This window comes from Leucobacter sp. BZR 635 (assembly GCF_048061935.2).
Taxonomy (GTDB): domain Bacteria; phylum Actinomycetota; class Actinomycetes; order Actinomycetales; family Microbacteriaceae; genus Leucobacter.
This window is the reverse complement of record NZ_JBLUNZ020000004.1, coordinates 135,500-148,216: the sequence shown is the minus strand read 5'-3', so window position 1 is coordinate 148,216 and position 12,717 is coordinate 135,500. Positions and strand designations below refer to the sequence as shown.

General features: G+C 66.3%; 15 protein-coding genes. 8 read left to right on the top strand and 7 right to left on the bottom strand.

Annotated elements, in window-relative coordinates:
* Positions 1-76: 76 nt before the first annotated feature.
* Both ACI1US_RS00910 and ACI1US_RS00905 read right to left on the bottom strand, forming a co-directional pair.
* Complete coding sequence (locus ACI1US_RS00910) at positions 77-919, bottom strand: PHP domain-containing protein (protein ID WP_461637386.1); 843 nt, start codon at positions 917-919, stop codon at positions 77-79.
* 19 nt (positions 920-938) lie between these two features.
* Complete coding sequence (locus ACI1US_RS00905) at positions 939-1,691, bottom strand: SDR family NAD(P)-dependent oxidoreductase (protein ID WP_461637384.1); 753 nt, start codon at positions 1,689-1,691, stop codon at positions 939-941.
* A 114-nt stretch (positions 1,692-1,805) separates the two neighbouring features.
* On the opposite strand from ACI1US_RS00905, the gene ACI1US_RS00900 reads away from it, so the two are divergent.
* The 3 genes from ACI1US_RS00900 to ACI1US_RS00890 all read left to right on the top strand — a co-directional run bounded on the left by ACI1US_RS00900 (position 1,806) and on the right by ACI1US_RS00890 (position 4,394).
* Positions 1,806-3,179: an aminopeptidase P family protein gene (locus ACI1US_RS00900; RefSeq protein WP_416549730.1), complete on the top strand. Its 1,374-nt coding sequence runs from the start codon at positions 1,806-1,808 to the stop codon at positions 3,177-3,179.
* A gap of 456 nt (positions 3,180-3,635) precedes the next feature.
* The gene (locus tag ACI1US_RS00895) at positions 3,636-3,803 is read left to right on the top strand and encodes a hypothetical protein (RefSeq protein WP_461637382.1); all 168 of its coding nucleotides are present in this window, start codon (positions 3,636-3,638) and stop codon (positions 3,801-3,803) included.
* A gap of 69 nt (positions 3,804-3,872) precedes the next feature.
* The gene (locus tag ACI1US_RS00890) at positions 3,873-4,394 is read left to right on the top strand and encodes a TspO/MBR family protein (RefSeq protein ID WP_461637380.1); all 522 of its coding nucleotides are present in this window, start codon (positions 3,873-3,875) and stop codon (positions 4,392-4,394) included.
* Between the two features lie 35 nt (positions 4,395-4,429).
* Here ACI1US_RS00890 and ACI1US_RS00885 read toward each other — a convergent pair whose 3' ends face one another.
* Positions 4,430-4,930: a YflT domain-containing protein gene (locus ACI1US_RS00885; RefSeq protein WP_461637378.1), complete on the bottom strand. Its 501-nt coding sequence runs from the start codon at positions 4,928-4,930 to the stop codon at positions 4,430-4,432.
* 174 nt (positions 4,931-5,104) lie between these two features.
* Between ACI1US_RS00885 and ACI1US_RS00880 the strand changes: the two genes are divergently transcribed.
* From ACI1US_RS00880 to ACI1US_RS00870, 3 genes are read left to right on the top strand one after another with little or no spacing between them, the layout of a single operon-like run.
* Positions 5,105-6,424: a magnesium transporter MgtE N-terminal domain-containing protein gene (locus ACI1US_RS00880; RefSeq protein WP_461637376.1), complete on the top strand. Its 1,320-nt coding sequence runs from the start codon at positions 5,105-5,107 to the stop codon at positions 6,422-6,424.
* On the top strand, positions 6,421-7,041 hold the full coding sequence (locus ACI1US_RS00875) for a DUF1003 domain-containing protein (RefSeq protein ID WP_461637374.1): 621 nt from the start codon (positions 6,421-6,423) through the stop codon (positions 7,039-7,041). Before ACI1US_RS00880 ends, ACI1US_RS00875 begins: the two co-directional genes overlap by 4 nt.
* Complete coding sequence (locus ACI1US_RS00870; protein ID WP_461637372.1) at positions 7,034-8,206, top strand: Mrp/NBP35 family ATP-binding protein; 1,173 nt, start codon at positions 7,034-7,036, stop codon at positions 8,204-8,206. Before ACI1US_RS00875 ends, ACI1US_RS00870 begins: the two co-directional genes overlap by 8 nt.
* Positions 8,207-8,528: 322 nt before the next feature.
* Here the strand turns inward: ACI1US_RS00870 and ACI1US_RS00865 are convergent, their stop codons facing one another.
* Positions 8,529-8,906 carry a twin-arginine translocase TatA/TatE family subunit gene (locus tag ACI1US_RS00865; protein ID WP_461637370.1) on the bottom strand — a complete coding sequence of 126 codons (378 nt, stop codon included), beginning with the start codon at positions 8,904-8,906 and terminating at the stop codon, positions 8,529-8,531.
* Positions 8,907-9,076: 170 nt separating this feature from the next.
* Between ACI1US_RS00865 and ACI1US_RS00860 the strand changes: the two genes are divergently transcribed.
* Entirely contained in the window at positions 9,077-9,709 is a 633-nt protein-coding gene (locus tag ACI1US_RS00860; RefSeq protein ID WP_461637368.1) for an O-methyltransferase, read from the top strand.
* 145 nt (positions 9,710-9,854) lie between these two features.
* Here ACI1US_RS00860 and ACI1US_RS00855 read toward each other — a convergent pair whose 3' ends face one another.
* Entirely contained in the window at positions 9,855-10,025 is a 171-nt protein-coding gene (locus ACI1US_RS00855) for a DUF3117 domain-containing protein (RefSeq protein ID WP_084766644.1), read from the bottom strand.
* A 179-nt stretch (positions 10,026-10,204) separates the two neighbouring features.
* Here ACI1US_RS00855 and ACI1US_RS00850 point away from each other — a divergent pair, with 179 nt between their 5' ends.
* Positions 10,205-10,411 (top strand): hypothetical protein, encoded by a 207-nt coding sequence (locus ACI1US_RS00850; protein ID WP_461637366.1) that lies wholly within the window; start codon positions 10,205-10,207, stop codon positions 10,409-10,411.
* A 464-nt stretch (positions 10,412-10,875) separates the two neighbouring features.
* On the opposite strand, the gene ACI1US_RS00845 is transcribed toward ACI1US_RS00850, so the two are convergent.
* Positions 10,876-12,168 carry a citrate synthase gene (locus ACI1US_RS00845; protein ID WP_461637364.1) on the bottom strand — a complete coding sequence of 431 codons (1,293 nt, stop codon included), beginning with the start codon at positions 12,166-12,168 and terminating at the stop codon, positions 10,876-10,878.
* A gap of 214 nt (positions 12,169-12,382) precedes the next feature.
* Entirely contained in the window at positions 12,383-12,703 is a 321-nt protein-coding gene (gene fdxA / locus ACI1US_RS00840) for a ferredoxin (RefSeq protein WP_461637362.1), read from the bottom strand.
* Between the last annotated feature and the right edge of the window lie 14 nt (positions 12,704-12,717).

The window sequence follows — 12,717 nt, the reverse complement described above, 5'->3', positions numbered from 1 at the left end:
TGGCAGTTCCACACGCTGGAACCCTGCCGCGTGATCGGCCAGAGCCGTTTACGCCTGGCGCCGGCCCCGGCCCGGGCTAGCGGGGCGTCGCGACGCCCGCGCGCAGCAGCTCTACCGTTGCCTGCGGAGTGGTGTGTTCGCCGAGCCGGTTCGGCTTGCCCGCACCGTGGTAGTCGCTTGATCCCGTCACGAGCAGCCCCAGCTCTGCGGCAACGGCGCGCAGCGGCGGCAGCCAGTCTGCCCGGTTCTCCGGGTGCTCAAGCTCGATTCCGACGAGTCCCGCGCGGGCAAACTCCCGCACCGATTCGGGCGGCGTCGGCGTGCTCTGACGCTCGGCCACCGGGTGCGCGAGCACGGCGACTCCCCCGGCGGCGCGCACGAGCCCGATCGCGTCGAACGTGTCGAGCGCGTACGTCGGCGCGTAGTAGGGCGAGCGTGGGTGCAGCACTTCGGCGAAGGCCGCGCTGCGATCCGCAAAGTACCCGCCGACGACGAGCGCATCGGCGATGTGCGGCCGCCCCACCGAGATCGTCGCGGACTCTCCGACGACCGACTCCCAGGTAATGTCGTAGTCGACGGCGAGGAGATCCACCATGTGGCGTGCGCGATCGAACCTCGCCTCGCGCACGCGCACGAGCGCGGCCATCAGCTCGGAGGCTTCGGGATCGATGCCGTAGCCGAGCAAGTGGCGCGACTTCCAGTTGTGCATCGTGGTGAGCTCGATACCGGGCACAAAGTCGATGCCGTGCGCGTGCGCGGCCTCGCGTGCCTCTGCCCAACCGTCGACGGTGTCGTGGTCGGTGAGTGCGAAGCCCGCGAGACCGAGCGCGGCAGCCTCAGCGGCGATCTCGCTCGGCCTCGTGGTGCCATCCGAGTGCACGGAGTGGGTGTGAAGGTCGTAGCCCGGCAGCCCTGTCATTCCCTCAGTCTATGGCTGCTTACGGAGCCGTGTAGCCGCCGTCGACGAGGTGGTAGCTGCCGGTGACGAACGAAGCGGCGTCACTGACAAGGAACGCAATGAGCTCAGCGACCTCTTCGGCCTTCCCCAGCCGCCCCATCGGATGCTTCGCGATGAGGGCCTCGCGCGCCTCGGGGGAAGCCTGCCCGAGCAGCGGAGTGTCGATGTAGCCGGGGCCGACGGCGTTGACGCGCACACCGTGCGTTGCGGTTTCCAGTGCAGCGGTCTTCGTGAGCCCGACAACCGCGTGCTTACTCGCGACGTACGCAGGCGATCCGGCGCTTCCCACGCTGCCGAGTATCGATGCGACGTTCACAATCGCCCCGCCTCCGTTCGCGAGCATCTGCGCAGACTGCGCGCGCACGCCGCGGAATACGGCCGTGAGGTTGAGGTCGATGACGCGCTGCCAATCCTCGTCGCTGTATGCCGCCGTCGTGCCGACCGCGCCGCCGATGCCGGCGTTGTTCACCGCGATCTTCACCGGGCCGAGCGCTGCGGCCGCGCGGATCGTCTCGTCGATAATCTCCGTCGAGCTCGCGTCGCCGGCAACCGCGGCAGCTACTCCCCCGGCGGCTTCGATCTCGCTCACGACAGCCCCAGCCGCGTCGGCATTGATGTCTTGGACGATGACGCTCGCCCCGTTGCGCGCGAGCAGCAGCGCGACGGCGCGGCCGATCCCTGATCCTGCCCCGGTGACAATCGCTGAACGATCTGAGACGTCGTACTGTGCCATGGCTGAACTCCTTCGGTGACGAACCGGGCGAGGATCCCCCGCCCATAACTCCACCGTACGCCCGGTGGCTGACCACTGTCCCCGAAACTCAGCGAGCAGTGGGAGGATAGAGCAATGACGGAAAACGCGAATGCAACCCACGAGGCTGAAATCGACAACTCGAACCGGAGCACCACTCCGCAGTCGGACACCTTCCTGAAGTACATCTCATCGAGCTGGGCTGACCGGGTCGACGAGCTCCCCGCCGAGCTGGCTGTCGCGAAGTTCGCGGCGGATCGGCGCAAGGCCCTCGCCGCGCAGTTCCCGGGCAAGCGCCTGGTCGTTGCCGCTGGTGCGCTCAAGCAGCGCTCGAACGACACGTTCTACCCGTACCGCCCGCACAGCGCGTTCGCGCACCTCACCGGCTGGGGTTCGGAGTCGGAGCCCGGCGCGATCCTCGTGATCGACGCCTCCGGCGAGACGACGCTGTTCTTCCGTGAGCGCGCTGGCCGCGATTCGGACGAGTTCTTCGCGAACCCCGAGATCGGTGAGTTCTGGATCGGGCCGCGCCCGTCACTCGAGCAGGTCTCGGCGCTGCTCGGTGTCGCGACGAAGGATCTCGCAGAATTCGCCTCGCAGGACGGCGACGTCACCCTCGACGATGCAGAGTTTGCGCGCGCCGCTTCCGAGCTGCGCCTCGTGAAGGATGCGTACGAGCTCACTGAGATGCAGGACGCGGTTGACGCGACGCAGCGCGGCTTCAACGAGGTGCTTGCCGCCCTCGGCGAGGCAAGCGCGCACCCGCGCGGTGAGCGCGTCGTGGAGGGCGTCTTCAACCACCGAGCGCGCCTCGACGGTAACGAGGTCGGCTACGAGACCATCGCGGCAGCCGGCGCGCACGCGTGCACGCTGCACTGGATCCGCAACGACGGCCCCGTGAAGGATGGCGACCTGCTGCTCCTCGACGCGGGCGTCGAGCTCGACAGCCTGTACACCGCGGACATTACCCGCACGATCCCGATCTCGGGCACCTTTAGCGAGCACCAGCGGCTCGCTTACGAGGCAGTGCTTGAGGCCGCAGACGCGGCCCGCGCGATCGTGAAGCCTGGCATCCGTTTCGGCGACGTGCACGACGCGGCCATGGCCGTCATCGAGCGCGTCACCCGCGAATGGGGCTTCCTTCCCGAGGCCGACGGCACGCCGTACCACCGCCGCTACATGGTGCACGGCACGAGCCACCACCTCGGCCTCGACGTGCACGACTGCGCGCAGGCCCGGCGCGACATGTACATGGACGGCGTACTCGAGCCCGGCATGGTCTTCACGATCGAGCCCGGCCTGTACTTCCAGCCCGACGACCTCACGGTCCCCGCTGAGTTCCGCGGCATCGGCATCCGCATCGAGGACGACATTGTTGTCACCGAGGACGGCTGCGTGAACCTCTCGGCGAACATCCCGCGCACCGCGGACGATGTCGAGGCGTGGGTGCAGGGCGCGCGCAAGGCGTAGCGACTACTCGCGAGGAGGGGCGCGGGCTGGGAGTTGCACTCCTGGTCCGCGCCCCTTTTCGCTGTGCGCCGTGCGATGCGTCGAGGCGCTGCGGCCTTGCGGCACTGCCGCGCTGCGGCCTTGCGGTGCTGCCGCGCTGCGACCTTGCGGCGCTGCCGCGCTGCGACCTTGCGGCGCTGCCGCGCTGCGACCTTGCGCGGTACGCGCTCCCGCGAAGGCCCCGCCCGCACACCCTAAAACCCCCGATTAATCCATTCCGACCCGTTTTCGGCCATCGCAAGAGTCGGTCTGGATTAATAGGGGTGGTGAGGGTGCAGGGGTAGTGAGGGTGCACGGGCGGTGAGGATCCGGGGGCGGCTGCCCGCGAGCGGCTAGGCGCGCACCTTCGCTAGTAACGACGCACCTTGTCGCCGTATTCTCACCCGCTGTTCACGCTTGCGAGCTACGGTGTTTGCTATGAGCCAAAGACGCACACCCCATTGGATAACTGGGTTCTTTGTGGCGCTCATGGGTGCGATCCCGTTCGGGTTGCTCGCCCAAAACTGGATCGTAGGGGCAGTCTGCGGCATCGCGTTCGGCACGGTCGCCGCGTTCACCGAGAAGCAGCAGCGCCCCGAAGAATAGCTTGAGCGCCAGGGGTGCGGATCCTCTCCGCGTCCCCGGAGGAGTTCACAACGTACGGAGGTTTTGCCAATGACCACACAACGCCCGTCGGTGCCCCGACAGCTCTCGATCGCGGCACTGCTGCTCGTCGGAGTCGCGGCGATTTCAGTGTTCGGGGCCCTCGCGTCATCGTCAAATGTTGACGGCTGGTACTCGACAGTGACGAAGGTCCCGTGGGACCCGCCGAATACGGTCTTTGCCCCAGTCTGGACGGTGCTCTACGCCCTCATCGCGCTCGCGGGGTTCCTGATTTGGCGTGCGGGGTATCGCGGTGGATCCCCGAACGCCGCCCGTGGCACGCTCACGGTCTTCGGCGTTCAACTCGCGCTCAACGCCGCATGGACGCCGATGTTCTTCGCTGGGTATCCCATGTTCGGCGAGATCGCGTGGACGCTCGCGCTGGTGATCATCACCGCGCTCATCTTCACGGTCGTGGCGCTCGCGTGGATGTCTGCGCGCTGGTCACGAAGTGCGAGCGCAATCATGGTGCTCTACCTGCTGTGGCTCGTATTCGCTGCGACGCTGAACCTCGGCATCATCGTGCTGAACTGATCCGCGGCCCGAAGGGGCAGGCCGCAAGCCGCGGGCTACTCCTGCGGCGTGCCGCTCGTCAGCACCCGCCTGGCCTCGTGCAGCAGCTCGGGCTCCGTCACGAGGTCGTAACGGGTTGCGACCATCTGCATCACCGATGAGAAGTCGCGGCGGTTGCGGTTCATTGCGTACGAGAGCAGCCCAAAGAGCATGCCGAAACCGGCACCGATGACGATCGCCGAGAGGAAGACCCCGCCGATACCAGCGTTGTCGGGCTGGAAGATAAAGAGCAGCAGGCCCAGGAAGAGGCCGAGGTATGCGCCCGAGAGCGCCCCCATCCAGGCGATCTTGCCGTAGCTGAGCCGGCCGGTGACCCGCTCGACGCTGCGCAGATCGTTGCCGAGGATCGACACCCGCTGCACGGGGAAGCCGCTGCGCGCGAGCACGTCGACGGCGTGCTTCGCGTCTTCGTAGCGGTCGTAGGTCGAGACGACTTCGCCCTTGGGGATCTCGGGCTGGATCGGCGATCGCGAATTGGGGAAACCGGGGGTGCTCATGTGTTGATTCTTTCACAGCGACTCCAAAGATGCCCGGATTTGCACAACTTGCTCGCATCGGCCTCCCGGCCGCGAGCATCCGGCCTCCCCGGACTCGATCCCCTGGGCTCCTGTCACCGGCGCGTCGCACGCCATCTCCAGCCGCGACGCACCGGCGCGCGGTACCGTAGAGGGGTGAGCAGTTCGCGGGTCTTTGTCGGCCGCCTTGCCGGTCGAGGCGTGTTCGATCCCGTAGGAGATCAGATCGGCAAAGTTCGTGATGTCCTCGTCGTGTACCGGGCAAGCGCTGCCCCGCGCGTCGTCGGGCTCATCGTGGAGATCCCCGGCAAGCGCCGCGTCTTCGTGCCGATCAGCAGGGTGACGTCGATCGCTTCGGGCCAGGTCATCACGACCGGTCTTATCAACATCCGCCGCTTTGAGCAGCGCCGCGGCGAGACCCGCATGATCGCCGAGATGATCGGCATGCGCGTCGAGCTCCGACCCGACGGCAGGGCCCCCGCGCCGCACCCGGCGCCCCGCGCCGCTTCCGCTCTCCCCGCCGCCCCCGTCAGCGTCACCCCCGTGAGCGCCACCGTCGAGGACGCCGCGATTGAGCGCACGCGCACCGGCGAATGGGTGGTCTCCGAACTCTTCGTGCGCACCCCGAAGACCGGATCAGGTTTTGGCCGCGGCCCCGCGCGCACCGTGAAGTGGTCAGACATCGCTCGGCCCAGCGAAGACGGCGGCCCGCAGTCCGCAGAGCTGCTCGTGCAGACCCTCGTTGACCTGAAGCCCGCCGACCTCGCGACGACGCTGCTCGAGCTACCGCAGACTCGCATGGCCCCCGTGCTCGACGAGCTCGCGGATGACCGGGTCGCTGACGCGCTCGAGGAGATGAGCGAGACCGACCAGATCGCGATCCTCGCCTTCCTCCCCGCCGACCGCACCGCCGACGTCCTCGACCGCATGGAACCCGACGACGCCGCCGACCTCATCTCCGCACTCCCAGCAGCCCGCGGCGAGGAACTCCTCGACCTCATGGAGCCCGAAGAAGCCGAGGACGTCCGGCGTCTGCTCGAATACGAGCACGACACCGCCGGAGGACTGATGAGCCCGACTCCGATCGTGCTCGCCGCAGAGTCGAGCGTTGCCGAGGGGCTCGCGATGATCCGCCGCGCAGAGGTTCCGCCCGCGATGGCGAGCGCCGTCTACGTCACGCACCCGCCCTACGAGACGCCAACCGGTGAGTACCTCGGCATGGTGCACTTCCAGCGCATGCTGCGCTTCCCGCCGCACGAGCGGCTGAGCGCGCTGCTCGACACCGAGATCGAGGCGGTGCCGGTCACGGCAAGCGCCGCCGAGGTGTCGCGCAGGCTCGCAAGCTACGATCTCGTCGCGCTGCCGGTCGTCGATACGCAGCAGCGCCTCGTCGGCGTCGTTACGGTCGACGACGTGCTTGACCATCTCCTCCCAGACGACTGGCGCCACGCCGATGACGCGGAGGATCGCGCATGAACCGATTCAACCGCCGGCAAGATTTCGGAGCTCCGCTCGCGGGCCGCACCTCCCGCGGACCCGCCGGGAGCCGTGTAGACGGCAACGAGCGATTCGGGCGCTGGACAGAGGGCATCGCGCGCGGCATGGGAACCCCGTGGTTCCTGCTCGCCCTCACCCTCTTCTGCGTGCTCTGGCTGATCTGGAACACGTTCGGGCCGAAGCACCTCCGATTCGACTCCCCCGCGCTGGGATTCACAGCGCTCACGCTGATCCTCTCGCTGCAGGCGTCATATGCCGCGCCCATGATCCTCCTCGCGCAGAACCGGCAGGATGACCGCGACCGTGTGCAGATCGAGCAGGATCGCAAGCAAGCAGAACGCAACCTCGCCGACACCGAGTTCCTCGCCCGCGAGGTCGTCGCGCTCAGGCTCGCGCTGAAGGATCTGCCAGACCGCGAGTTCCTCCGGCAAGAGCTGCGGTCGCTGCTCGCAGAGCTCGACGCGCAAGACGCGCATGAGGCTCATGACGCTCATGACGCTCGTGACGCTCGTGACGCTCGTGACGCTCAACAACCGCCGCGAAACAGACCATCGAGCACAGAGCAGACGCAGGGGAAGGATCCGGATCATGACTGAGCACAGCCGAAGCGAGGCAGCCGAGCGCCTCTGGGGTGCGCTCTCGCGGGTGAACGATCCTGAGATCCACCGCCCCATCACCGAGCTCGGCATGGTGGGCGAGCTGCGGGTCGACGCCGATGGCGTCGCCGATGTGCCGCTGAAGCTCACCATCGCTGGCTGCCCCGCCGCCCAGCGCATCGAGCGCGAGGTCACCGAGGCGACCCTCGGCACCCCCGGCATCACCGAGGCGCGCGTCGATGTCAGCGTCATGAACCCTGCCGAGCGCCAGGCATTCGTCGAGACGGTGCGCGGGCCCGCCCGGCCCGTGCAGTTCGGGCCCGATTCACTCACCCGCGTTATCGCGGTCACGAGCGGCAAGGGTGGCGTCGGCAAGTCCTCGCTCACCGCGTCGCTCGCCGTCGCGCTCGCGCAGCAAGGGCTCTCAGTCGGGCTCATCGACGCGGACGTGTTCGGGTTCTCGATCCCCGGCATCCTCGGTCTCAGCAGAGACGGCGTCACCGAGCAGCCCACCAGAGTCGGCGAAATGATCATCCCGCCCGAAGCACACGGGGTGAAGGTCATCTCGATCGGTATGTTCCTGGGTGACGCCGATCCGCGATCCACCGCTGTCTCATGGCGCGGACCCATGTTGCACCGCACCATCGAACAGTTTCTGCGCGACGTCTGGTTCGGCGACCTCGACGTGCTGCTGCTCGATCTGCCACCGGGCACGGGCGACGTCGCGATCAGCGTCGGGCAGCTGCTCCCACAGGCAGAGGTGCTCGTCATCACAACTCCGCAGGAGGCGGCCGCCGACGTTGCCGTGCGCAGCGCACTCGTCGCACGCCAGACCGGGCAGCGGGTGATCGGCGTCATCGAGAACATGTCGGGGCTCGCGCAGCCCGACGGCACGGTGCTCGAGCTCTTCGGCACCGGCGGAGGCGCGGCCGTCGTCGACAGGTTGAACACGTCGGAAAGCGCTGCGGGGCAGCAGCCTGTGAAGCTGCTCGGGAGTGTTCCGCTCAGCCCGGAGTTCAGGGAGGGCGGCGATAGCGGCTCCCCCGCGGTGCTGACACGCCCTGAGGATCCGGCGGCCGCCGTGATCATCCAGGTCGCGGCCGCGATCGCGGCTGCGGGCCGCGGGCTCGCCGGGAAGTCCCTCGGTGTCACCCCACGGGCTTAGGTCGCTACGAACGCTTCGCGCGTGTTCGGGGGGCGTCGCGTCGTCCTTCGCGCCCCGAGTTTTCCTCACTGATCCTTCTGCAGCGCGCATTAGGGACGGAATAGAAAACTCGGTGCGGTTGAGCGGCGAGCGGCGAGCGGCGAGCGGCGAGCGGCGAGCGAAGCCTACGGGGAGGCGCGGAGCTGCGCCGCCCGGCACCCGCAAGCAGACCGCCCGGCTACCCGCAACCATTCCGCCCCGAATGCTCCTGCATGAGCCTTCTGCGGCCCGTACAAGGCTCGGAATAGAAAAATAGGGGCGGGAGAGCGGCGAAAACGGCGGGCTAGGTCGCCTCGTCGTCGAAGCGCACCGAAATGGTGCCGTCTTCTGCAACGCCCTGGCGGGCACGCCTTGCCGCTGCCAGCTCGTCGAGACGCTGCTGCCGCTGCGCCTGCTGGGCTTCAGCCTCGTCTTCAACGAGGGCGTCGCGAATGATCCGCCGCGGATCGTACTGCCGCGGGTCGAGCTGCTTCCAGTCGACGTCGTCGAACTCAGGGCCCATCTCGTCTTTGAGACGATCCTTCGCACCGTCGGCAGCACGCTTAATCGAGCGCACGAAATCGCTGAGCTTTTTCGTGTATTCCGGGAGCTTGCTCGGACCGATCACAAACATCGCGATCACCAAAATGATGATGATCTTCCCGAATGACAGCCCGTCCATCCATTCATCGTACCGAGTCGCAGCCGTGAATCTCGACTCGCGGCCCCCTGTGGCGGAGCCTTCGAGCGAGCTCACAGCCAGAACCCGCGCGGTCACGGCGAGCCAAGGGGCAAAACCCGGCCAACGGCTCTATCCTAAAGGCGGCGCAACGACTGAGGACAAGAGGGAACGTGAGCAAGCTCGAACGCAACTGGCAGTACACCGAACAGTACCCGACCGAGACAGACGCGCTCGTACGGGCGCGTCGAGTGTCGCTCGAGCTCGGTATCGAGCCTGTGTCGCGAGCCGTCTCCGCCGAGCTCTCTGCCCTCTCCGTGCTCTCAGGAGCGCGCGCCATCTGCGAGATCGGCACCGGAGTTGGCGTGAGCGGACTGTCGCTGCTGCGCCACCGGCCCGACGCGATCCTCACCTCGATTGAGATCGAGCCCGAGCACCTGCGCGAGGCGCGAGGCCTCTTCTCCGAGGCTGGCATCCCCGCATCGCGCGCCAGGCTCGTCGAGGGCGACGCCAGACACGTCATGCCCAGGCTCAACCTGGCCGCGTACGACATCGTGCTGCTGGACGCCGACCAGTCTCAGCTGCTCGAGTATTTCGAGCACGCACTCGGTATTGTCCGCCCGGGCGGCGCGATTGTCGTGCCAAGCGCGCTCGGGCATGGCCGAGTTCCCGATCCTGCGGCCCGCGATGAATCGACCCAGGCGCTCCGCGATCTTCTCGCGGTCGTCGCAGAGTCGACTGCGATTGCTTCGTCGCTCGCGCCGACGGGTGACGGGCTGCTCACCGTCGTTCGTCTCGACGGCTAACCGGGCTCCGACGCCCGGGGAGGGCCGCGGTGCGATGCACCGGTTAGCGGAGGATCGTGTCCGCGCCCGCTCCCCGCAGCAAGCTTTCCTCACAAACAAAAATGAGGGCCCCGAGGGGCCCTCATTTTCTCACTAGCGTTCGGCTCTAGCCTCCGAGTACACCCGCGAGCACATCTCGAAGCTCGGCGGCCTCCTCGTCATTGACTGACACCACCAGCCGGCCACCGCCTTCCAAGGGAACACGCACCACGATAACGCGGCTCTCGCGAACCGCTTCCATAGGCCCGTCTCCGGTCCTGGGTTTCATTGCCGCCATGACGCCTCCTCGCATGTTTGGTCGTTCACGTCTATTATCCCAGGTGAAGCGGGCTCACGGTAATCCTTTGAACTATATATGCAATGACGAGTCATATTTAGCCGCTTAGTCGCATAGAATGATCGATCCATCCCACCACAGCAACGATCGCTGCGGCCCCGGCGACGCGAGGAGGCCAGATGCGAACGCACCCGAGGCGGAACCCCATCAGAAGGCTCGTCCTCTCGCTCGGAATTCTCGCGCTCGTCGTTGGCGCGCTGTTTCTTCCGATTCCGATAACTGTCTCCGGCGGGCCCGCGTGCGCGCCCGAGGCTGCCGCGCAGTGCGAACAAACTACAAAGACGCAGTGGGTCCCGCTGCACCAACTCATCTGGCCTGCTGACTAGCGAAGGCCTCGACACGAGAGACTCCTCACCTGTGAGCGTGCAGGCCTGAACGCTCAGCAGTTGCCCCGTCGTGCGCCAATACAGTGAGCATCTCCTGAATGGCCCCGGTGTCCGCGGGTCCTGTCCGACCGTGGGAGCTTCGAAATATGCTCAGCCCGGGCCCACCGGGGTCAACGGCAAGGGCGCGAAGCGCCCGCGGCAGCATCGCCCGCGCGCACCAGCCGAATATGTCGCCGCACGTCAATCGCGACGCCCCGCGAAAATCTCCAAGCCCCCGTGTTATCTATTCCGACCCGTTTCCGGCCCTCGCAGGAGTCGGTCTGAATTAATCGGGGCAGAAAGGATATTGGGGGCGGGAGGCTCTCGGGGCACACCCTCGATCGCGAAGAAGCCGCAAAGAAGCGGCCCCGCGGTGCGCAGCTACGCATCACGGGGCCGAGGTTCTCTGCGTGAGCACCCAGGCGTTAGCGGTCGAGGTGGCGCTCCGGCGAGCCCAAGTAGAGCTGCTGCGGGCGGCCGATCTTGGTCTGCGGGTCGATGCGCGCCTCGCGCCACTGGGCGATCCAGCCGGGGAGCCGGCCGATCGCGAAGAGCACGGTGAACATGCGCGTGGGGAAGCCCATCGCCTTGTAAATCACCCCGGTGTAGAAGTCGACGTTCGGGTAGAGCTTGCGCTCCTTGAAGTAGTCGTCCTCAAGCGCGATCTGCTCGAGCTCCTGCGCGAGCGCGAGGAGGGGATCGTTGACGCCGAGCTCCTCGAGCACCTTCGCGGCGCTGTCCTTGACGATGCGTGCGCGGGGGTCGTAGTTCTTGTAGACGCGGTGACCGAAGCCCATGAGCTTCACGCCGTCTTCCTTCTTCTTCACCTTCTCGACGAAGGTCTCGACGCTCTGCCCGGAGTCGCGGATCTGCGCGAGCATGTCGAGCACAGCCTCGTTCGCGCCGCCGTGCAGCGGGCCAGAGAGCGCGTTGATGCCTGCCGAGATCGACGAGAACATGTTCGCGCCGGTCGAACCGACGAGGCGCACGGTCGAAGTCGACGCGTTCTGCTCGTGGTCTGCGTGGAGAATGAGCAGCTTGTCGAGCGCATCGACGAGCACCGGGTTCATCTCATACTTCTCGGCCTTATTGCCAAAGTTCAGTCGGAGGAAGTTCTCGACGAAGCTGAGGTTGTTATCGGGATACAGGAAGGCCTGGCCGATCGACTTCTTGTGCGCGTATGCCGCGAGCACGGGAAGCTTCGCGAGCAGGCGGATCGTGTTGACCTCAACGAACTCGGGCTCCGCAGTGTCGAGCGAGTCTTCGTAGTAGGTCGACATCGTCTGCAGACCGCCCGAAAGCACTGCCATGGGGTGCGCCGTGTGCGGCACGCCCTCGAAGTAGTAGCGCATGTCCTCGTGGAGCAGCGTGTGGCGGCGAATCTCGTTGTCGAAGCTCGCAAGCTCGTCAGCACTCGGCAGCACGCCGTAGATGAGCAGGTATGCGACCTCGAGGAAGGTTGAGGCCTGTGCGAGCTCGTCGATGGGATACCCGCGGTAGCGGAGGATGCCCTCTTCGCCATCGATGTAGGTAATCTCGGATTTCGTCGAGGCCGTGTTCACAAACCCGTAGTCGAGCGCGGTGTAGCCACTCTGCTTGGTCAGCGAGCTCAGGTCGATCGCGTCGGGCCCATCAACCGAAGGAATGATTGGGAACTCAGCGGATCCTCCGGGGAAGCTCAGCTTGGCGGTTGCCTGAGCCGAAGGTGTTTCAGTCACGTCATCTCCTTGTGAGGTCCGTTCGAGCACGCCCCAAGGGTGTGGGCAGCGATCATTTTCACCTTACCCGCAAACCGGGAGTTCACGAACCAATTGGCTCAATCATGCCGCTTTCTGACAGAAAGTACTTCGACATCAAACAAAATTCGGCGATTGAGGCGGGGTATGCTCTGGCGTGTCTCGCCGCACATGGTGCCCCGCGGGTCGGGGTGAGTTAGTGCTCCTGCGGCGGCAAGACAGCCACAACCGGGTGGTCGAAATCGTAGACGCCGACTTTCGCTGCCCCGCCCGGCGAACCGATCTCGTCGAAGAACTCGACATTTGCCTTGTAGTACTCAGACCACTCACCGGGGAGGTCGTCTTCGTAGTAGATGGCCTCGACCGGGCACACCGGCTCGCACGCACCACAATCGACGCATTCGTCGGGGTGGATGTAGAGCATCCGGTCGCCCTCGTAGATGCAGTCAACGGGGCACTCATCCACACAGGCGCGGTCTTTCAGGTCCACACACGGAAGAGCAATCACGTAGGTCACTGTGCCCGCCTTTC